The 22,341-nt window shown below is 41.4% G+C and carries 18 protein-coding genes; 7 read left to right on the top strand and 11 right to left on the bottom strand.

Annotated features, from left to right (window positions below):
- Positions 1–452: 452 nt before the first annotated feature.
- Complete coding sequence (gene gltS, locus A9267_RS14785) at positions 453–1,676, top strand: sodium/glutamate symporter (RefSeq protein WP_055022810.1); 1,224 nt, start codon at positions 453–455, stop codon at positions 1,674–1,676.
- Between the two features lie 115 nt (positions 1,677–1,791).
- Here gltS and A9267_RS14780 read toward each other — a convergent pair whose 3' ends face one another.
- A complete protein-coding gene (locus tag A9267_RS14780; RefSeq protein WP_065109725.1) occupies positions 1,792–2,067 on the bottom strand; it encodes a YecH family metal-binding protein in 276 nt (91 codons plus the stop codon).
- Positions 2,068–2,227: 160 nt separating this feature from the next.
- Here A9267_RS14780 and A9267_RS14775 point away from each other — a divergent pair, with 160 nt between their 5' ends.
- The gene (locus tag A9267_RS14775; protein ID WP_055022812.1) at positions 2,228–2,563 is read left to right on the top strand and encodes a DUF2956 domain-containing protein; all 336 of its coding nucleotides are present in this window, start codon (positions 2,228–2,230) and stop codon (positions 2,561–2,563) included.
- 69 nt (positions 2,564–2,632) lie between these two features.
- Here the strand turns inward: A9267_RS14775 and A9267_RS14770 are convergent, their stop codons facing one another.
- From A9267_RS14770 to A9267_RS14745, 6 genes are all read right to left on the bottom strand, one after another.
- Positions 2,633–3,865: a hybrid-cluster NAD(P)-dependent oxidoreductase gene (locus tag A9267_RS14770; protein WP_082972403.1), complete on the bottom strand. Its 1,233-nt coding sequence runs from the start codon at positions 3,863–3,865 to the stop codon at positions 2,633–2,635.
- 88 nt (positions 3,866–3,953) lie between these two features.
- Positions 3,954–5,612, bottom strand: a complete 1,659-nt coding sequence (gene hcp / locus A9267_RS14765; RefSeq protein ID WP_065109724.1) for a hydroxylamine reductase — start codon at positions 5,610–5,612, stop codon at positions 3,954–3,956.
- 296 nt (positions 5,613–5,908) lie between these two features.
- Positions 5,909–7,537: an FG-GAP repeat domain-containing protein gene (locus A9267_RS14760; protein ID WP_065109723.1), complete on the bottom strand. Its 1,629-nt coding sequence runs from the start codon at positions 7,535–7,537 to the stop codon at positions 5,909–5,911.
- A 188-nt stretch (positions 7,538–7,725) separates the two neighbouring features.
- Positions 7,726–8,517, bottom strand: a complete 792-nt coding sequence (locus A9267_RS14755; RefSeq protein ID WP_065109722.1) for an EcsC family protein — start codon at positions 8,515–8,517, stop codon at positions 7,726–7,728.
- Between the two features lie 145 nt (positions 8,518–8,662).
- Positions 8,663–9,157: a peptidylprolyl isomerase gene (locus tag A9267_RS14750; protein ID WP_065109721.1), complete on the bottom strand. Its 495-nt coding sequence runs from the start codon at positions 9,155–9,157 to the stop codon at positions 8,663–8,665.
- Between the two features lie 103 nt (positions 9,158–9,260).
- Positions 9,261–10,610, bottom strand: a complete 1,350-nt coding sequence (locus A9267_RS14745; protein ID WP_156669178.1) for a M20 metallopeptidase family protein — start codon at positions 10,608–10,610, stop codon at positions 9,261–9,263.
- A gap of 145 nt (positions 10,611–10,755) precedes the next feature.
- Between A9267_RS14745 and A9267_RS14740 the strand changes: the two genes are divergently transcribed.
- Positions 10,756–11,382, top strand: a complete 627-nt coding sequence (locus tag A9267_RS14740; RefSeq protein ID WP_082972439.1) for a cold shock domain-containing protein — start codon at positions 10,756–10,758, stop codon at positions 11,380–11,382.
- A 29-nt stretch (positions 11,383–11,411) separates the two neighbouring features.
- The gene (locus A9267_RS14735) at positions 11,412–11,942 is read left to right on the top strand and encodes a GNAT family N-acetyltransferase (RefSeq protein ID WP_065109719.1); all 531 of its coding nucleotides are present in this window, start codon (positions 11,412–11,414) and stop codon (positions 11,940–11,942) included.
- Positions 11,943–12,023: 81 nt separating this feature from the next.
- Here the strand turns inward: A9267_RS14735 and A9267_RS14730 are convergent, their stop codons facing one another.
- The 3 genes from A9267_RS14730 to A9267_RS14720 form a co-directional block, all read right to left on the bottom strand.
- Positions 12,024–12,824 (bottom strand): hypothetical protein, encoded by an 801-nt coding sequence (locus tag A9267_RS14730; protein ID WP_065109718.1) that lies wholly within the window; start codon positions 12,822–12,824, stop codon positions 12,024–12,026.
- A gap of 70 nt (positions 12,825–12,894) precedes the next feature.
- A complete protein-coding gene (locus tag A9267_RS14725) occupies positions 12,895–14,427 on the bottom strand; it encodes an arylsulfatase (RefSeq protein ID WP_197495548.1) in 1,533 nt (510 codons plus the stop codon).
- A gap of 87 nt (positions 14,428–14,514) precedes the next feature.
- Positions 14,515–14,904, bottom strand: coding sequence for a DUF4345 domain-containing protein (locus tag A9267_RS14720; protein ID WP_065109717.1), 390 nt, complete (start codon positions 14,902–14,904; stop codon positions 14,515–14,517).
- A 403-nt stretch (positions 14,905–15,307) separates the two neighbouring features.
- Between A9267_RS14720 and A9267_RS14715 the strand changes: the two genes are divergently transcribed.
- Positions 15,308–17,140: a mechanosensitive ion channel family protein gene (locus A9267_RS14715; protein ID WP_065109716.1), complete on the top strand. Its 1,833-nt coding sequence runs from the start codon at positions 15,308–15,310 to the stop codon at positions 17,138–17,140.
- Positions 17,141–17,231: 91 nt separating this feature from the next.
- On the opposite strand, the gene A9267_RS14710 is transcribed toward A9267_RS14715, so the two are convergent.
- Positions 17,232–17,492: a DUF5062 family protein gene (locus tag A9267_RS14710; RefSeq protein WP_065109715.1), complete on the bottom strand. Its 261-nt coding sequence runs from the start codon at positions 17,490–17,492 to the stop codon at positions 17,232–17,234.
- 206 nt (positions 17,493–17,698) lie between these two features.
- Between A9267_RS14710 and A9267_RS14705 the strand changes: the two genes are divergently transcribed.
- Both A9267_RS14705 and A9267_RS14700 read left to right on the top strand, forming a co-directional pair.
- Complete coding sequence (locus A9267_RS14705; RefSeq protein ID WP_065109714.1) at positions 17,699–18,835, top strand: phosphotransferase; 1,137 nt, start codon at positions 17,699–17,701, stop codon at positions 18,833–18,835.
- Positions 18,836–19,083: 248 nt separating this feature from the next.
- Complete coding sequence (locus A9267_RS14700; protein WP_065109713.1) at positions 19,084–22,341, top strand: nSTAND1 domain-containing NTPase; 3,258 nt, start codon at positions 19,084–19,086, stop codon at positions 22,339–22,341.

The raw sequence follows: 22,341 nt of genomic DNA, 5'->3' as shown, positions 1-22,341 counted from the left end.
AGTAATGATGAAAGTCATTACTCCATTTTTTTAGCATTGAATTTCATCCTAATCCCCTCCTTTGACACCAAAATAAAATCAATGATAGTTACCGCAGCTCAGATTAATGCTCATCAGCAAACTCAATAGTCACTCTCATCAAATCACCTTTTATCAATGACAAGGGTTTAAATTAACGCAAAATCCAGTCCTTAAAAGTTAACAAGTGACAAGCAAGTCACCTACATCTGTATCTTTGAACTTAACAACTGCATTCGTGAGATTAATTACATGTTAATTTGTGTCTGTTTTAGCGCAATAACCCATCAATTTAGCTTGATAGCATTATCTTTAGCTCCGTCATAATCTATAATCAGCATAACTAATTAATTTAAGTCATATATAAAGGCATACCATGTGGTGATGCGTTAAAGCAGTGTGTTACTTTTTTCATTGCTATCCAAAGGAGTTTCATGAATACAGTCTATTCTATTGGAGAGCTTGAATCGTTTCTTGTAGCGATTTTAGTCCTATTCATTGGCCATTCGGTCAACCGTCATTTACCCGCTTTTAGAAAATATAATATCCCAGAACCCATCGTGGGCGGATTGATCGTTGCCAGCTTTATTACTTTGCTGCACTTCAATAACATCAGTCTTCAATTTACGCTATCGATGCAAAACACCTTGATGCTAATGTTTTTCAGCACCGTTGGCTTAGCGGCAAGTTACAAATTGCTTATGAAGGGCGGTAGTAAAGTCTTTTTGTTTTTAGGTATCGCCTCCTTATATATCATTATCCAAAATGGTGTTGGCGTAACCATGGCTACAGCATTAGGTTTGGAACCTATAATGGGCTTAATTGCCGGCTCTATCACCCTTTCAGGAGGTCATGGCACTGGCGCTGCTTGGGCACAAACCTTCCAAGAGAACTACGGGATGAACACCCTTGAGTTTGCTATGGCTGCAGCGACGTTTGGCTTGGTAATGGGCGGTATTATTGGCGGCCCTGTTGCCCAGCGATTGATTAATAAAAACAAGCTGGTTTCATCCTACGGTGTAGGAGGTAATCATCATGAAGATCACCCAGATTTAGTGACCTACGACCAGCTTGAAGAAGACAGAGTAACTGCTAAACGGATTTTAGAAGTTTTATTTGTTCTGCTGTTATGTGTTGCTGGCGCTAAATGGTTCGGTAAATTTGTTACTGCATACGACATTACTTGGCTGAAAATGCCTGAATTTGTTTATGCACTATTCTTTGGTGTTGTTATCACCAATGCCACTGAGTTAACCCGTGGGTTTAAAATAAACAGTGAGTGTGTTGATATCCTCGGCACCGTGTCATTAGCGCTATTTTTATCAATGGCATTAATGAATTTAAAGCTATGGGAGATTTTTGATTTAGCGATTCCACTGTTAATTATCTTACTGACCCAAGGCATAATCCTGGCTTTATTTGCCTACTTCGTCACCTTTAGATTAATGGGCAGTAATTACGATGCTGCTGTCATGGCTGGCGGTCACTGCGGCTTTGGTATGGGCGCAACCCCAACTGCGGTTATGAATATGGGTGCATTAGTATCAAGAACAGGCCCTTCACCACAAGCCTTTATGGTCGTGCCAATTGTAGGCGCATTCTTTATAGATATTGTTAATGCGATTATTTTGCAAGGCTATCTAAGCGTGATTGGCTAAGCCTTCACCTGTAAAAAAACGCCACTCAATAGTGGCGTTTTTTATGGTAAATTTGTCAAGGCAATAAGCTAAAACATCAAGCCAAATAGCTCTCCATTGCCTCATCAGTCATCAATTAATCGTGCGAATGACCTTCTTCACCGTGCTCTTTACCTGCACAATGTCCACATTGATTAATTTCAAAACCCGCTTCTGTTTCGGTTAAACGCCCATTGCTGATAAATAAATCAACTAATTGAGCCGCATTCATATCACTGGCTCTACAGGTATGAAACTCAGCATTTTCGCCAAACTCTTGCGCCATAAGAGCAAGCCATTGCTGATGTGGTTGTGGCGTGTTTTGCGCTTTCATCAACTTAATAACATTACGACCGTGAATAGAGTCAGACATTTAACGATTCCTTATATTGAAAAATCCATTTTACGATAAAACGGCGTGCCCACTCGTGCGATAGCTCATGGTTTAACAATAATTAATCTACAATTTAAGTTCCCACTCAAGATTCGGTATAGTGTCTTTAAGAATTCAACACTGTATTTGTGTAGGCATAATGGCGAAGCAGATTTCTCAAGAAACCCAAAACGAAGCAATGAAAGTGGCCAAAGCCACGCAAAAACCATCGCAAACCAAAGAGCAAACTAAGTTAATTGCTCAAGGTATCGAAAAAGGCATTGCGGAATATAAAAAGCAGCAAAAGGCAAAAGCCCGCGGCCGAGATAAACAACGTAAGCAAGACTTAAAAGCCAAGTCACGCCAAGAAACGAGTGAAATTGAGTTTATCGCTGAAGCGCCGACCTCATCGCCTAAGTTCCCTTGGATATTACTGGCAGCGAGCTGGGTGGGATTTTTAATCTATGCCTTATTAAATGGCAACTTAAACATTTAAACTCACTCTCAAAAAATAAAAAGTCAGCATTTGCTGACTTTTTTGTTTTAATTGCGAGTGAATCATGAGCTACATTTTTAATGTCACATCTGAAGTAATTTTAGTTGAGCACGCCAATACATAACCCGCTGCTATTTCATCTTGAGTCAGCGTCATTGTACTGCTCGACTCGGTCGTCCCTGATGTCACTTGGCATTTACATGCCCCGCAAACACCACTTCTGCAAGCTGCAATAATCGGTAACCCTTCAGATTCAATCCCATCAAGTAAGGTGTCATCAGCCGATAAGGAAATCGATTTATCAGCAATGCTCAACATAAACCCACTGTCACTATTGGCATGACTTACCTTAACTGCAGGTTTTGCTGGGCCACCGAAACTTTCTTGATGAAAGTTGAGCATATTAAAGCCGCTTGCTTCAACCAGTGACTTTACCGCCACCATATAAGGCTCTGGCCCGCAGACAAAAATAGTCCGCTCCATAAAGTCTGGTACCAGCTGAGCAAGCTTTGCCATATCGAAGCGGCCTGACATTCTGCAGTCATTAGCAGTGTGATTAACCCCATCCACAAGCTCAGGTGCCGACTCTAAAAGGTAATTCAGATTAAACTTCGAGCTTCTATGCGCCATCGTACTTAACGTATCAGCGAAAATAATGTCTTGTTCGCTTCTTGCACTATGCACAAAGCCAATATCACTACCGACTTTGGTATCGAGTAACCAACGAGACATTGAGTACATAGGTGTTATGCCGCTGCCAGCACTTAAAAATAGATATTTATCTGCCTTCACATCGACAAGGTTAAAGACTCCATCAGGCCCTAATGCAGAGATAACATCACCTTCATTAATATTATCAGCGGCAAAGTTTGATACTTTGCCACCTGGAATACGCTTAATGGTGAGCACTATAGAATAGGGACGTGAAGGTGAAGATGACATGGTGTAACTGCGATAAACCATCTCGCCATCAATTTCGAGTTTTAAAGTAATAAATTGACCCGGTTTGTAATTAAATTTAACCGGCGTTAAGCCTTGAAAGCGAAAACTAACGACATCATGAGTTTCATTCCACTTTTCTACACAGCGAAGCTTTATATCGCCACGTTGCCAATTATCTGCAGCTAAAAATTCAGCATCAGAATTAAGCGATTCAGCCGATTTCTTAGCAGTGCTTGCGAGTGCATTCGACATTGAAAAACCTGATACTGTTTTGGTTTTTTCAGCTGAGCCTTTGCTCTCGTCTTTTGTTGATTGCACCACAGATAGTGCTGCAGAAAATGAAAATCCTGATGAACTCATAGGGCACCTTTCACTAGGTCAATGATAAATAACTAGAGATGTAAATCGGTGATACAAGCTGATAGCCTATATCACCGTATACAGCTGATTAAGCGGCCTTAATCATTGCTTTAAGATCTGATTCAACATCAGTGGTATTACGTAAACCAAACTGATCTTCTAGCACTTTAGCTAAGTTTTCAGTTAAGAAAGCTGGCGGCGTCGGACCGGTACGGATGTTTTTAACACCAAGCGATAATAGGGTTAATAACACCACAATCGCTTTTTGCTCAAACCAAGATAGAACAAGGCTTAATGGTAGCTCGTTGATGTCACATTCAAAGATATCTTTAAGCGCTAATGCTAACTGAATAGCAGAGTAAGCATCGTTACACTGACCCACATCTAATAAGCGAGGAATCCCATTAATGTCGCCAAACTCAAGTTTATTGAATTTGTACTTACCGCAACCAAGTGTCAGGATAATGGTGTCGTCAGGCACTGATTTAGCAAGGTCAGTAAAGTAACTACGCTCTGATTTGTCACCGTCACAACCACCAATTAAGAAGAAGTGCTTAATAGAGCCGTTTTTCACATTCTCAACCACTGTAGGTGCCGCTTCCATTAGGGCATTACGAGCAAAACCAATGGTGATCTTGTGAGGGATTTCATCATAAGTGAATCCTTCAAGCTCTAATGCTTTATCAATCACTTCGCTAAAATCTTCACCTTCAACGTGAGTCACACCAGGCCAACCTACGATACTACGAGTGAAAATACGATCTGAATATTCGCCCACGTTAGGGTCAATAATACAGTTAGATGTCATCACAACAGCGCCTGGGAAAGTGCCGAATTCACGTTGCTGGTTTTGCCATGCACTACCGTAGTTGCCCACAAGGTGCGGATACTTTTTAAATTCTGGATAAGCTAAAGCCGGTAGCATTTCACCGTGAGTAAACACGTTAATGCCCTTGCCTTCAGTTTGTTGCAAGATAAGCTCAAGATCTTTCATGTCATGACCAGACACTAAAATCGCTTTACCTTTAACTGACTTGGTGTTTACTTCAGTCGGCTCAGGGTGACCAAATGCACTAGTTTCACCTGCATCAAGCATCGCCATCACGCGGTAGTTTAGTTGGCCAATTTGCATTGCCGTGCCAAATAATTTGTCGCCATCAACTGAATCTTCACCAAGGAAAGACATGATTTGATGGAACTCACCAGCAACATCAGCATCGGTTTGTTCTAATACGCGCGCATGCTCCATATAAGCAGCTGCCCCTTTAAGACCGTATAAACACAATAAACGAAGACCAAGGATATCTTCATGCACGTCACCACGGTTTGGCAGTGCTAATGGCGCTTGATCTAACATTTCAGGTTTTGAAGCAGCAAGGTTTAGTGAACCTTGTGCAATAACAGCTTCAGGCTCTACGCCTTTGTCGGCGCACGCTTGCTCGTAAGCCGCTTTTAACTCGTTACGGTAATCTTGCGCCTGATAGGCGTAATCCATTAAACGTTCATCATCAAAGTTCACGTTAGTTAACGTGGCAAAGAATGCTTTAGGCACAAAGGTATCAATTTCAGTATTGATAATATTAAATTCACGCGCTTTTACAGCATATGCCGATACGCCCTGCAACATATAGATAAGCAGATCTTGTAGATCTGACGTCGATGCTAGCTTGCCGCACATACCTTGCGAATAACTACAACCATTCCCAGCTGGGGTTCTCACTGTTTGCTCACATTGAATACAGAACATTGCCTTTCTCCTGATGATTACCTAATCATGCATTTAATTTACATGTTTAAGATTAGTTTACGCTCATCATCGAAAAGCAAAACCGATTTTTACGATCTTTATCTGTTTATTTGAGGTTGATCACTTTCAGCAAAACCTAATATAACGCCAGCTTCAGGCAAAGAGTAGGCTTATCATTAGCTTAAACAAGCACCACTACATCGATAAAGATTTGAACAACGACCAATAAAAATAGCCAGCAGTAATGCTGGCTATTTAGTTTATAAACTAGAATGAAAAATCGGCATTAATTGCCATTAATTGGCAATTAACACACTAAAGCGGCGCTGTAGGTTTTCAGGATCTTGCCTGCCAAATTTAAGCAATAAATCATCTTTACCGTCAGCATTAATATCCACCGCTGATAACATGGCTCCTTCAACAGGAATCGTTACCGGCCATTCTTCGGCGCGCTTTTTAAAAGGCTCTCTACCCGCTTGACCATAGTAAATATCGAGTTCTTCATTATCATCTGACAATAATAACTCTTTAAAACCGTCACCATTAATATCCGCTAAAGCAACAACAGGCTCACCACTTTGGCCCGAGGTTAAACTAAAACTCAGCTCAACTTCTTTACTGACATTGGCTTTGTCTGCAAACATACTGGCATCATTCATTTTAAAAACGTGTACATCTTGATCGATACTGCCAGACAGTAACGCACTGACGATCTGCGACAAACCAATATCAAAACCTGCGACAATCACTTCATCAACTTCATCATTATCAAGATCTTCAAAACGTAAGCCTGTTAGCGTACCATCCGCTTTAATGGTGGTGTTTGCTTCTCGAGGGAAGGTTAACTTGCCATTGTTGTTAATGCCTAAGTAAATTTCATAATCATTAACTCTATCGAGTACGCCTGAGCTTTTAGTGTATCTCACCACCAGATCGCTGATGCCATCGCCATTCACATCACCGATGCGCTCAACTTTGCGGTAGAGCAAATCACTTTGATCTAAATTCTCACCATAGGCATCACGTTTATTCCACCAATCAACACCACTAATAGGCTGGCTGACTGAGATAAACTCTGCGATTTCAGAAAACTGCCCATCTTCTTGTTGGTAATAGACTTCAAGTGAGCCTTCACCAACTTTAATGATGTCATCGCGCTGATCAAAGTTCATATCACTGTGATACAGCTTGGCATGACTATATTCTGCCCCATTATTTTTAAGCTCAACCACAGGAAGGAGGGGTAAAGATTGTTGGATAAATCCACCATCAGCTTGGCCTAATAGCACAGCTGTTTCTCTAAAGTCACTGATAAGAATATCGGCAATATCATCATTGTTAATATCAATCACGAAATTGCCGCGAGAAATATAGTCAGCTTGCGTCGTCACAGAAATAGACTGAATATCTGCCACTTTTTTAAGCGAACCTTGGGTGGGCATAGCATCAACGGAGTCTAATGCCTCATCATATTCAGCCGTTGATACCAACAGCGTGTTTTGCGCTGGTGAATATTGCAGTAAGGCATTATCGGTAACGAAAAAGAGCTGTTGAGTAAGTACTTCAGCTTGATTAGAACCTGAGACCTTAGCTGGTTCTAGCTCATTAATATCAAAGCTATATATATCTTTTGAGAGCATTAATTTATCAAGCTGCACTAATGCCTCATTCTCAAAACCATAAATAGCTAACCAACGTTCGTGATTATCATCAACACCTACAGCAATTAATTCATTGCCTTGATGCTCAAGAATGTTGGCACTCACTATGCCTTGAGTTAGCTCAAAATCAGCATCAATATGATGAGCGGTAAATTGAGGAGTAAACGAGGTTTCAGCAGCGATAGATTGACAGTGAGCAGCTAACAATAGACCTGTGCAACTTGCCAGTAGCGTATTCAAACTGGTTCGATTAAATAAATTCATCCTGAAATCGTATCCTTTGATTTTGTAATAACGTCAACATTAATGATTGCTTATGTTATTAAGATAACGAGTCTTGATGAAAGTTCACACAGTTTAATTGTTACGATTAATTATGGACTTAAGAAAGGAGTGAGTTCCAAGCTGTTGGTCATTACAGAAGTTAATGCTGAAGTGCTATTTAACGTGTTTTAACCTTCGATCAGTAAACTGTCATAAGCTAATCTCACTTGCTCCTCACCATACGATCGCTCAAGGCGGCGCACAATAAAATGGCCTCTTGCCATGTCTTGGAAATGATCAATAAACAAAGTATTAATGATTGCTCCACCAGCTGCGCCAATTGCAGGTACTGCCTGCGCTGCCATTTTTTGAGTGACTTGTACCCCAAATCGTTCAGCAATCACTGCCACTAATTTCACCATGGCAGGGCCAGCCTCTTTACTAATTCCTTTTGTGGCAACGTACTCAGCAGCTTCAGCCAGTGAATTTGCAATAACGGTTCGCACCGCAAAGTAGCCTTTTTCAGCTTGATCATCGTCGTTAGACTCACCACCCAGTGCAAAAACTTCAAGACAAGCTAATTGAGTTTGCACATCGGTGAGCTGTTCGCCTTCACTGCGAGCAACATCAGCAATGGATCGCAGCATAATCGTCGTTGAAATAGGCAGCTCCAGTGCCAATGCTGATAAGCCAAAAAAGCCGCCAACGCCCCCACTCACTGCCACACCTAATTTGTGCCATCGATCAGATGATTGCTCGCCCGGTACATCTTTCATAGTAAATAACGCTGCACTTGATGCTTTCATCAACGCCGCTTGTGTCACCTTGCCAATCCCTTCACTCACGGTTTTCGGCAGCATAGCAAAACCTTTCTCGATTGGCGTACCAATAAAGTCGGTCATCTTAGCCGCAAGTCCTGGATTATCGAGTAACTGTTTTGCTTGAGCAAGCTGCAGCTTATCTTGTGGTGTAAGGCTCAAATGAGCTTCCTTTTATATTTGTTCGTTCGGCGCTAGCACAATGATATTGAAATAAAAAATGTATCGAAGGCGTATACTTTCGATACATACTTTCGATACATGCTTTCAGAAAAACTAAGGCAATGCTCACTCAGCCAAACAGGCCTTACTCTTCAATCGTCACTTTTTCAATGATAATAGGCGTTTTAGGAACATCATCGTGCCCTGCAATAGTGGCTGTCTTTGCCTTTTCAATTTCTTTTACCACTTCAATACCAGCAATCACTTTGCCAAACACTGCATAACCCCAACCATTATTGGTCGTAGCGGTATGATCTAAAAAGGTATTGTCAGCAACATTAATAAAAAACTGCCCAGTAGCTGAATGCGGCGCATCGGTTCTCGCCATTGCAATGGTGCCTAATACATTGCTTAAACCACGGTTAGCTTCGTTTACAATCGGATCGCGAGTTGGTTTTTCTTTCATTTTGGCAGTAAATCCGCCACCTTGGATCATAAAGCCTTTAATCACGCGATGAAAAATCGTGTGCTCATAAAAACCATCTTTACAATACTGTATGAAGTTCTTTGAACTGACTGGCGCTTTTTCCATATCAAGCTCAATGCAAATATCACCCAAGTTAGTCGTAAACGTAATCATATTGCTCATACCTAAGTTAAATAAGGGGTGACGTCACCCCTTTGATAACGGCTATTATAGCGTGACATCATCAGCGTGAGTTATCTGCTCGCTGTTTTAAATGCTATTTACCATTGAATAAATCCATTGCGGTGCGGGTCATCGCTCGCACGCCAGTTTTAATCGTAAGTGGATAATCTGGCGCAAATTGGCTCGAATGCAATGAAGGTAATGGCTCACCAGAATCTAGACTCGCCTGATACTTTTGGGGCTCTACACTCCCCAACCAAAATAGGGTAATCGGCACATTTTGCTCAGTGCGGCCGTACAATCCAAAATCTTCGCCAGCCATGACCGGCGGCGCGATAACCACATTGTCTTTACCAATTTCAGTTTCAATACTGGCTTGTACTTTTGCAGCTAATTGCGGCTCATTATAGGTTGATGGAATCGTTTCATCGTCATGCACATACACTTCAGGAGCCAGCTCTTCAGGTAAACCTGCACTTAACGCAATCCCTTTGGTAATACGTTTAATTGCCGCTATTTGCTGCTCCCTTACTTCAGGATTGTACGAGCGCAGTGTTAACTGCAGTTTAACTTCGTTAGAGATAATATTGTGCTTAGAACCACCATGAATTGAGCCAACAGTAACCACATTTGGCTCAAGGGGGGATACTTCACGACTTGGGATAGTTTGCAATGCTAATACAGTTCTTGCTGCGATCACCACGGGATCGATCGAAAGATGAGGATACGCCCCATGGCCGCCTTTACCTTTAATAGTAATATCTACAGAATCTACATTGGCAAGCGCATAACCACTTACTACGCCTACTTTGCCTGCGGGAATGCCTGCACTCACATGTAAACCAATCACACTATCTGGAGTAGGAAACTTGCTAAACAGGCCTTGTTTTAGCATGGCTTTTGCTCCACCACCGACTTCTTCTGCGGGCTGAGCTACCATCATTAACGTGCCTTTCCAATCTGATTTATGTTTCATCAGTTGTTCTGCTGCACCAATAAAGCTGGTCATATGGATGTCATGACCGCAACCATGCATGATCCCAACGGTATTATTATGTTCATCAACCGTAGTGACTTTTGAAGCATAAGATTTACCTGTTTGTTCAATAATTGGTAGCCCATCAATATCTGCACGGATCATAACCGTTGGTCCCGAACCATTTTTATACATGCCTACCACACCGTAGCCACCAAAGTTATCAGTCACGTCAAAACCAAGCTCTGATAGCTCTTTAGCCATTTTGGCACTGGTGTTTTTTTCTTGATAAGACAACTCTGGAAATTGATGCAAATGAGTATAGAGCGCTTCAAGTTTGGGCATAGACTTCATCACTGAAGCATCAAAGTTTTCAGCATAAAGTGAGGTGCTGCTTAATGCTGTGGCTAAAACCAGTGTGACTGACAATGATACGGGTATAACAGCAAAGCGTGCTGGTAATTTCATGTTATCTTCCTTGTAAACAGCTAGATGTCTAAGCCGCAGATAAAAACAATTTATTATGCTCTGTTAATAACCTAGCATAGGCTTAATGAATTTTATAATGTGTATAAAACAATAAACCTTTCAAAGGGAAATAATACGAGTGATGATGGAAACAGGTCGATTAGTTCGCTGGAATGGCAGTAAAGGCTTCGGGTTTATCGAGCCTGATAAGGGTGGCAAAGACGTGTTTATCCATATTTCCACCCTTAAACATATGGCTAGAAAGCCCATTGTTGGCGATCAAATTGAATATGTTGTAGAACAGCAAGCTGACGGAAAAGTTAAAGCTATCAATGTGAATATTATAGGCGTGGATACTAAAGTTCAGTCAAAACAAACCAACCGAGCTAATAACAACCAAAAATCGTCTCAACACAGACCTGCTAAAAAGAGAGGCCCGATAAAAATGCACAAGGCGACCACGGCTTCAGGCACCATGAGTCGGATTATTATCATTTTAATTGTCATCGCCATTGGCAGATTTGCTATTCAAGCCTACTACGATGTAACGAATGCTCCCGGTCAATCGAGTCTAGTTCAGCCTGTCACGATAGATAACAGTCCGACTCAATCGACAAAATCTTCACCGCAGTTTAGCTGCGAGGCGGGTAAAACTCACTGCAGCCACATGCGTTCATGTGAAGAAGCGATTTTCTATATTAATCATTGTCCTGATACTCAAATGGATGGTGACTTTGACGGTGTGCCATGTGAACGTCAATTCTGTAATTAAATGGCATAGCAAAATTTATAAGGATCATAATGACAATAATTACTGAAACAGACCGCCTAATCATTCGTGAATTTAATCTTGGCGATGCAAAAGCTGTGCTTGAGTTTAATTCAGAAGAAGTCACCCGCTACACTGGCGACGCTGGCTTATGTAACACGCTAAAAGATGCTGAAAATATTATCCAAGAGATATGGTTAGCGGAATATAAAAAGTTCGGCTTTGCCCGTTGGGCTGTAGTCCATAAAGCCACAAATCAAGTCATTGGTTTTTGTGGTTTTAAAAATGACTCGCGAATAAATGCTATCGATATCGGCTACCGTTTACATCAAGATTTTTGGGGAAAGGGCTATGCCACTGAGGCAAATCAAGCCTGTATTGAGTTTGCAAAGCAGCACATGGATTTAGATATCGTCTACGGCGAAGTGGTGGACGTGAATCTTGGGTCAGTCAACATCATTAAAAAGTTAGGCATGACGTTTATCAGACAATATGAAGATGAAGGCTTTACTTTACTGAGATACGCAATCTCGTTAAAAGGTAATCCACTACCAGCAAATTAATGGGATGAAGGCACAAAAAAGGCGCCAACGACTTCTATTAGGGCGCCCTTTATACATTCAACTCTTAATCGTCAGCTAAGGCTAAAAGTAAGCTGCCCAACCGATTAGAAAGCCTTGCGATGCCGTATCATAAGCAAAGTTATCTTCATTATCGTAATCAACCCAAGTGGATTTATAAGCCAAATTCAAATCAGACCATGAGTTAATTTGATACCGTGCGCCAGATTGAATAGCGGTAGTAAAATCAGTATCACTGCCCATCCCTGCATCAGCACTAATGTAAAATAACCAATCTTGATTTATCGGTTTTATCCAGCGCACACCAACCACAAAGTCAATCCAATCATCTTCAAAGTTAATGTCACTGAATATGGCATTATTGTCTTTACGATACAGTTGCATATCGATGTCGTTATCCCACCAGCGTAAGCCAACCATATAATCTAACGTGCTATCACCATAGTCATAACGCTTAAATCCTTTAGCCTCTAGCACCCCTTGGCGAATATCAATATCCCCCTTTAATACCAAGTTATTAGTATTATCCAAGACGTTATTCGTTTCGCCATTGAGCTTCATGAAACTATAATCAATGTAATATCCCCATTGGTTATCATAGATACTCTCAAAGCGAACCATGGCGGTCATTTCCAGGGTATCCAATATAAACTTAGGGTCGACATTTACCTCTAGGTTTTGATCAAGAAGAGTCGTATCGCCGCGGATATTCAACGCCATTCCATAGATTTCAACACTATTTTGCCATGCGGGAGTATTAATGGAATTCCCTTGCCCCTCAGCTAACGCTGTATGGCTTGTAACACCGACAATAGTGAACAAAAACGCGTTAAAAACTACTAACAATGCTGGACTTAGTTTCATAAAACCTTCCTTGTTTAATTCCATAGTAAGCCTTGGGCAAAGGCTCGAAGCAACCTCGTTAAAGCAAAATTCAGTTACCGACACCACCATTATTTACGGCACCTGTATCTGCAGTCATTGGAGGCCACTTTTTAAAGGTTTCAAGATGCTGCTGCACGGCAGCTTGGGCAGGGCCAAATGCCCACATTTTTTGTCCCATCCATTTTAAATACATGCCAGACTCTTCTGCGGCACGTTCGTAAGGGTCACGACGTAAATTGAATAATAATGGCGCATTTAATTCTTCTTTAGCACCAGCCCAACCATTATTCTGTACCACAAAGTGAGCTTTCCAATCCCCGACTCGCACTGCTTGTAGTTTATCTCGCTCATAGTAGAAAATTTCATTTCGCTTTGAAGCCGCACCTTTGGTCAACATATCTAATTGGTTATAACCATCTAAGTGCGCTTTAAATCCTTTGTATCCTTTAAGCATTTTGCTTTTAAGGTCACTGGGGCCGCCCGCTGCAGCCACTAAGGTTGGTAAAAAGTCCATACCATCAAACATGCCATTTAACACTTGTCCTGCTTTGATTTTTTCAGGCCAGCTAATTAGCATCGGTGCTCGTACACCACCTTCCCAAGTTGTGCCTTTTTCACCATGAAACGGCGTCATTCCACCATCAGGCCAAGTCATGATCTCAGGGCCATTATCGGCAGTGAAAACGATGATGGTGTTATCAGCAATACCTAACTCTTCCATTTTGGCCAACATTTCCCCTACATGATCATCTAAATCCTTCATCACGACTTCTTGTAAGCCCCAACCATTTTTACCGAGCATTTCTTCATACTTTGGTGATAAATGAGTCCAAACATGTCCTCGAGACGGGCAATACCAAGTAAAAAAGGGCTTATCTGCTTTAACGGCTCGCTCAATGAAGTTTATCGTATGTTTATTTACTTCATCATCTAAGGTGCGCATACGCTCGATAGATAATGGGCCATCGTCTTTAATAGACTGTTTACCTTTGCCCGTTGACTTAGCATGGATCACATTGCGTGGCGCAAAAGATTGAAAATCTGCATCTTTAGGCCAATCAGGGTCTTCGGTATATTCCATAGCATTTAAGTGATACAACCAGCCCCAATATTCATCGAATCCATGCATTGTGGGTAAAAACTCATCTCTGTCACCTAAATGATTCTTACCAAATTGGCCTGTCATGTAGCCCATAGATTTGAGGATCTCAGGAAGGGTTGGCGTGTTGGCATTAAGCCCGACTGGACCGCCAGGTAAACCGACGGTATGCATTCCGGTTCTAACTGGTAGCTGTCCTGTAATAAACGCGGAGCGTCCCGCTGTACATGACGGTTGAGCATAATAATCCGTCATTAGAATCCCTTTTTCGGCGATACTATCAATGTTGGGGGTATCACTACTCATCACACCATTGTGATAAGCGCTTAAATTTGAAATACCAATATCATCAGTAAAAATAACGAATATATTAGGTTTATCAGTGGCTGCGTTGACACTGAAATTCATGCTCACCAAAGTAAAAAACGTTATCACTGGGATACGGCAAATAGACCATACGCTCATTGCACCTTTTTGTTTCATAGTGAATTCCTTTTTCAAACACGTTAATCCGAATTAATAAGCTATTGGAGCAGCTTAGAAGTCAATTTTAATAAACGAGATCAATCCTTAAACAGCCTCTTTTTGGCATTTATTAATCATAAGTATTCCCACAACAGCAAAGCCTGCTTCAAGCAACATATAAACCACTAGTAACCAATGCGGCATTCCATCTAAAACTAAACTCAATAAACGACCCAGCCCTAAACCCACCATAAACACAACGAGACTATATAAAGCTGGCAGCCTGATTTTTTGTACAAAAGCGCCTACGACCCAAAAAGTGACTAAGGCAAAGTAAAGTCCCATAACAGCTCGAAAAATATGAGTGACATTGACAGGTGTGGCGTCAATATTAAAAAGGAAAGACAACGAGGTAGACGGTGAAAAACCATAAGATAATGCGATAGGAGTTAAACCAACAGCCGTGGCGAGTAAAAAAATTTGTGGGGATGTCATCGTTACACTTCCTTGTCATTTTAATATTAACAGTTGGCATCAATCCATTCTCCAACCCTTGATGAGATAGGTTTTCTAATCGATTTAAACCTATGCTTTGTTTACTATTTTAACTAGCTAATATTGAGTGTAGGCAACATTAATCAATTTTCAAATTCAGCTAAAAATTATTCCGAAAATTAAATACGCAACAATCAAAGCTCTTAGCATGACAGTAATGGAAACGGCATCTTATAACGCTGTCATTATCTTCAACAGCTAATCAATTTTCTCTCTTTTTAGTCATAAACACTTAAGTTAAACAGGTTGAGTAACTTTGTGAAAAATATGATAAATCGTTCTGGCAGTCTGCCGCTAAAACGCATATATTTGATACAGTAACTGGGCTTTTAGGGACATATTCATGGGACGACACCATTGGCGTAAAATTTTCTCAATCTTATTTGTGCTCAGTATTCAATGTAGTGTCTTTTCTGTTACTGCTGCAGATGATATCAACCTAAAAAAAGTCGCTGAAGCTGAAAAGCGCAGCGAAGCCATCACCGAAGCCCAAGGTGGCTTAATCATGGCTCGAGATGGCGAAACGCCATTGACCGCCTTAATCGCCATAGGTCAAGCCATAGAAGAAAATGACTGGCAAGCCGCTGCCGAGTTTGTTGATTTACGATACTTGCCAAAAGGGATTAACCCAGAAGATGGCCCCGAATTACTCCGTAAACTGGTCATTTTATGGAACAAACAGAACATCATCGACTTGTCACAAATTAGCGACCAACCAACTGGCCACTTAAATGACAAACTCCCAAGTTACCGAGATTTGCTTGGCGTATTAGAAACGAATACCGGCCCCGTTCCCGTTTATATGCAGCATGTGCCCGACGGTAAAGGCGGTAAGATTTGGAAAATATCTAATGCTACCGTCGCCAAAATACCAGAACTATGGGATGAATACGGATATAGCCCCCAAATAGAAGCACTTGCTAACTTCCTACCTGAATTCTCTGCTTTTCATATGGAAAACTGGCAATTACTTATTCTCAGTTTAAGCATTCTTTTTGGTTGGATTGGTACGGGGTTAATCAGTCTTGCGGCTATCAGTATCGCAAAGCACTTTGAACCTAAAATCGCAGGATTAAGCCGCTTTTGTGGGCGTAGTTTGCGTTGGTTCCTGTATTTATCTTTGTTGCAATATGCCGCGCTCGCACTCGGATTATCCGTCAGAGCAAGAGTATGGTTTGATAACAGTACCTTGCTGTATCTGGCCAACACCATATTAATTCTTGGCTTGGTTGAGCTTTACTCTGCCTATAAATCAAAACAACTACATGACCAAGATAAAAGCTACAGTGTAGCCCTACTCCGCCCTATGGTAGCCATTTTAAAAATCGTCATTGTGGTCATTATCGCATTGATGTGGTTTGAAAGTTCAGGCTACAACATGGCGACGATTTTGACAGGTTTAGGTGTCGGCAGTTTAGCCATCGCCTTAGCCGCGCAAAAACCATTAGAAAACGTATTTGGCGCATTAACCTTATATGCCGCCAGACCGATTAAACCCGGAGATTTCTGCCGTTTTGGCGCCACTCTCGGTGTCGTTGAAGAAATCGGTTTACGTTCAACCCGAATTCGTAAACTCGATCGCACCGTGGTACATATTCCAAACTCGGTCTTTTCTTCTCAAGAATTAGAGAACTTCTCGGTAATCGATCGCCGTCGCTATAAGCATGATTTACGTATTAGCCTTGATACCACTAAAGAACAGCTGCAAATGTTATTGATGGAGCTACGTAAACTACTGTTATCACATCCAAGAGTGTTAGAGGTTGCCCAGCGAGCACGCTTTCTTGCTATCGAACGTGATGCCTTTGTCGTGAATGTAAATGCCTACATTGATACTGGGGATATCAATGAATACTTTGGTATTGCCGAAGACTTAAATTTTCATTTGCTGAATATTATGAAAGAGCTCGATATTCACATTGCGCCAATAGGTCAAAACGTGGTGTTAAATAATGCCGTACCTGCTGATTTAGAAGTGCAGCAACGGGCAGAACAAACGATTCGCCAACTGATTGAGGAGGAAGAGCTACCATTCCCTAATTACAGCGAAGACACCCGTGATAAATTTAAAGACAGTGTGGCATATCCCCCTATTGGCAGTGTGACAAAACCAAAAGATGTGCTCAAATCTCCAGAAGAATTAGAAGTAGAAAACGAAATCGAAGCTAAATCTTAATGCTACGGCCTTGCTAAACAACAAAAGCCAAGCAGTCGCTTGGCTTTTTGATTTTTTAAATATTGATGCAATGCAGAGTATCGCCTCAATATTAATTCAGTAACGGGTGCTCTGGCGGTAGTTGCTTGCTTATCCATAACACCAGTTTGTGTTTTCTGTTTGGGCCGTCATCTTTATCTTCAGCTAATCCTTGGATCAGGCCGTCTTGTACCAGTAAACGATAAATACATTCCACTTTATCCTTTGGCGAAATCCCAATGCCAAAGTCTTTAAAACCTCTTTTTTTGGCATATCCTTCGCCAATCTCCATTGCTAACTTAAGCAATTTATTATCATTTTTGCCTGGTTTCATCTTCAACTCCAGTCAGGTTTCAATCAGTTAAAACTACGCTAATTACTTTAAAACTCAATGGGTATATCTTAAGACTTGAGAACTAATTCACTTAATCAGGCATTTATTCATTCATTTGTTCAGCGCTTAGCCATACAATTCTCAGACTACACTGACAAAACCCAATGACACAGCATTAATCGACAAACTAAGGCCAATATAATTAAATGAACACCGCCCCTCTTCAAATCGCGCCATCGGTTATCGACACCATTAAGCGTCAACTTAATGCCAAACAAGTCATTAAAGTAGAGTTAATCCAATCACTTTGGAGCGGGTACGGTGAACTGTTTAGGGCTTATTTGTCAGGAGCAAATACTTCATCGGTGATTGTTAAACACATAAAATTGCCGCGCAGTAATGCTCATCACACCTCCAGTGGAACCGCTCACCCTAAGGGATGGAATACTAGTTTATCCCACCAGCGTAAGCTTAAATCTTACCAAGTCGAAGTCAGTTGGTATCAACATTATGCCAATAAGCTAACCTCACTCAATTGTTATGCGCTGGGTGAAAGCACGCTTGACCCTTCAGTTTTAAAAGTGCCAAACAGTAAAACTATCAGCCCCGTTCCCCGCTGTTTATTCGTCGAGCAAAGCGACCACGAAACCCTGCTGATTTTAGAAGACCTACACACACTTGGGTTTAATCAGGTACTAAAAGTAGCTGATAGCACGGCAATTTCAGCCTGCCTTAACTGGCTTGGACACTTTCACGGTAAGTACATGTTCATCAATCAAGTCGGTTCAAATACCAAAAAAAGTGAGCAATCACTGCAATATCCAGACTTGTGGTCACAGGGTGGATATTGGCACCTAAACACTCGCCCTGATGAGCTCGAAGCACTGACTGATTTACGTTTAAAAACAGCTGCGCCTTTGCTAGATAAAGCCCTTAGTGATTGCCAATATCAAACATTGATCCATGGCGATGCCAAATTAGCCAACTTCTGTTTTAGTGAGAATCACCAACACGCCGCAGCTGTCGACTTTCAATACATAGGTAAAGGTTGCGGCATGAAAGATGTGGCATTGTTTCTCAGCAGCGTAATGTTATTTACCGAAAGCGAAGCCCAAATTAACGCCTACTTAGACGAATACTTTGCCGCATTAACCATCAGCCTTGCCGACTATCAGCCTGATATTGATGCTGAGCAAGTGCAGCACACTTGGCGACCGCTATACGCTTTCGCATGGGCTGATTTTCAACGCTTTATTAAGGGGTGGAGTCCAGTTCATCAGAAAATTAATCCCTACACAGAGGCATTAACATCCCAAGCACTCGATTCGCTAACCGGAATATAACAGTACGCGCCCAGATAACGACTTTTACCCTCAAAAGATTGTCCTGCAGACATTTATTGAATCAAGAGTTGCATCTCTTAAAATGACAACCATTACAGGTTTGATTGATATTTATACAAGTATTCACACTTTAAGTGGTTACATCTCTACCTATTAATTGATATAACTAAATGCTAATGAAACGCACTCGCGGTTAGCTAGTACCGAATGCATGATGCAACGCGCTGATTTTTCGATGGAATGTAACAATGAAGAAAGAGATTTTTTTCTTTGGTGAGTGGCAGGTTGACCCCAACAGTAATAGCCTAAAATTCGGTAAAAAAACCAAACAGCTTGAACCCAAAGCAATGGACGTGCTGATCTTGTTATGCGAGCGCAGCGGCGAAGTACTCAGTAGCGATGATATCGTCAACGATTGCTGGCCCGACTCCGACATTGGCGACAATCCACTTCATAAAATTATTAACCAATTACGCCGCGCTTTCGATGACAAGGCCACCTCGCCTCGTTATATCGAAACCATACGTAAACGTGGCTATCGCACCATTGCAGACGTCAATTTTCCTATTGGTCATGAAACCCTAGCCGAGCAACAACAATGGCAATCAGGTTCTCCATTTCCTGGGCTTCAAGCCTACTCAGAACAATATTCACAAGTCTTCTTCGGCCGCAGTAAACAAATCAGTGTGTTACTAGAGCGGATAAGCCAGCAAGTAAAATTTGGTCGCGGCTTTTGTTTATTACTGGGCCCTAGCGGCAGTGGCAAGTCATCGTTAATTAATGCAGGGATCATTCCCAACTTAATGGTCGGTTCTGGTTACAACGGTGTTCATGTGGCGACTTACGGTAGCCTCGATTTTGCTGATGTGGCTAAATCGAAATTATTCATCGAACTCGCAGGCATAATGCTCGACTGGGAAATCAATGATATCCCTGTATTTGATGGTGACAGCGCCGACTCTTTATCCCACAGGCTCATTACTGAGCCACAAGCCATCGTTCAGCAATGCAAGCAAGCCATTAAATCGAACCAACAATTGCACACCCACTTTGCGCTATTTATCGATAGACTCGAAGTCTTATTGTCATCACCTTTGTTCAGCCAAGAGCAGCGCAATGCATTTGTAAATATATTGGAGCAGCTTGCTAATTCAGGCTGTGTGTTGGTGCTCAGTGCCTGTCGAAATGAGTTTTACCCATTACTCGTGGCATATCCCAGCTTAATGACAGGCAAAGGCCGTGGTGCGCATTTTGACTTATCACCGCCTGCCCGTAGCGAATTACTGCAAATGATCCGCTTACCTGCCGTAGCAGCCAACTTAACGTGGAGCAGCGATCCTGACACTGCCACCCCATTAGATGAAATTTTATGTGCCGAAGCTGCCAGTAACCCAGATGCGCTGCCCATGTTGCAATACATGTTGCAGGCACTTTACTTGCAGCGCAGCCAAGACAATCAGCTATTGTTCAGCGTTTACCAAAAACTAGGGGGTATTGAGGGGGCTATCGGTAAAAATGCAGAAGATGCCATAGCAGAACTTACCCCACAGCAAAAAGCCAGTTTACCCCATGTGTTTTCGCTACTTGTCACCTTACGGGAAGACGAAACCTCTATCACCAGCCGAACAGCCCGCTGGGCGCAGCTGCATACTAAAGAGGAACGAACCCTCACCCAAGCCATGATCAACAGCCGTTTATTCGTATCCAATTTACAAAATGGCGAACCCAGCTTTAGCATTGCCCACGAGGCACTGCTAAGAAGATGGCCACGTGCCACATCATGGATAGCAGAACATAATCAAAGCATTCGTATTAAAAGCCGGCTGCACCATTTATCAAGCCGTTGGGTACAAGAAAATAAAAATCATGCTTACTTACTGGCTGATGGTAAACCGCTGCGTGAAGCACAATTGCTAAAAGATAATCCACTGTTTGATTTAGAGCCTCAAGAAATAGAGCTCATTAACGCCTCAAGCAAACATGAAAAAGTAAGGCGCTGGCAAAAAACCTTCACCATCTCATTACTATTTTTACTCACTATCACCTCAATACTTGCCAGTGTTCGCAGTTTTGAGGCTGAGCAAATGGCTTTACAAAAACGCCAAGCAGCCGAAAATTTACTGGGTTTTATGGTCGGTGATTTCGCCGACAAAATGCGCGGCATTGGCAGAATGGATTTACTTGATGGGATCAGTAATAAAGCATTGGAGTATTTCAGTGACGCCTCTAATCCTAGCGATACCAGCTTGAGTTTTGAGTCCCGTTTTCAGCACGGTCAAACACTCGAAGCCATGGGTGAAGTAGCCTATTCACGGGGTAAAAACACCGAAGCCAAAAATGCGCTTTTAGCATCGAGAGAAAAGCTCACCGCATTACTGATTGAACAACCTGAGCATTTCGAGTTACTCAAAACTTTAGGCGCTAATGCATTTTGGTTAGGGCAATTGGATTACGATCAAAGTGATTGGCAAGCTGCTAAAGCGTGGTTTGAACAATACTTAGCTTACAGTCAAACCATGTATGAAATTGCACCAGATAATAATGAAGCAATTATGGAGTTTTCTTATGCAAATAATTCATTGGGTTCTATAAATATAGAGGAGCAGAATTTCATTCCAGCAGTAAAGAATTTTGAGCACTCTCTAACATTGAAAAAGCTTGCTTTAGCTAAAGACCCCGAAAATATTCAGCTTGTTGCGGATATTGCAGATACACGTTCTTGGTTAGCAACTGCTGTTATATCTCAAGGTGATGTAAATAAAGCCATTAACTTGCACAAGCAATTACAAGAGGAATTAATAACTTCAAATATTGAACTCACTCCTTATGCGTTTGACCGATTATTTTCGAGCTATCACATTCATTCCAATTTATTACGTTTTCAAAACCAAAAACAACATGCATTTGAAGTAACTCAATTAGGGCTCGCTGCGATTAATAAAGCGTTAATACAAGACCCGAAAAATGAGCTATGGCAAATAGCAAAATTTAATTCAATGTTCAGGCTACTAGAAGTCGTTAATGAAAAAAATATACACTCTTTAAATTTTGATATAACAACATTAGCTATTTTATTAACTGAAAATGAATCATTAAAAAACTCTGCCCAAAAACAATTATTATGGGCTAAATACCACCTTGCGTCGGCAAGGTATTATCTTCATAACAATCAATATAGTAAAAGTAATGAATATGCATTAATTGCTGAAGATTTATTCTATGACATATCAATCAGACATGCTCAAAATGTAACCTATAAAGCATTACTGTCTTCTAGCCAATTACTCATTTATTCAACTTCAGCTTCTGTTAACCCAAATATAGCTAGAACTTACCTCTGTACTGAGACGAAATCTAGATTACAATCCTTAACTGACACAAACAGAAACCCTTCAATAACAATTCCCTACCTTAAAGCTTTGCGATGCCTAGGGGAGTTACCTTCAGAATCCCAGCTAATTGATACTGTTGCTCAAGCTGGAATAAACTTTAAAAATGTTCACTAA

Origin of the sequence: Shewanella sp. UCD-FRSSP16_17 (assembly GCF_001675935.1) — a bacterium.
Lineage (GTDB): Bacteria > Pseudomonadota > Gammaproteobacteria > Enterobacterales > Shewanellaceae > Shewanella > Shewanella japonica.
The sequence above is the reverse complement of the archived record's forward strand: the minus strand, read 5'-3'. Positions and strand labels throughout refer to the sequence as shown.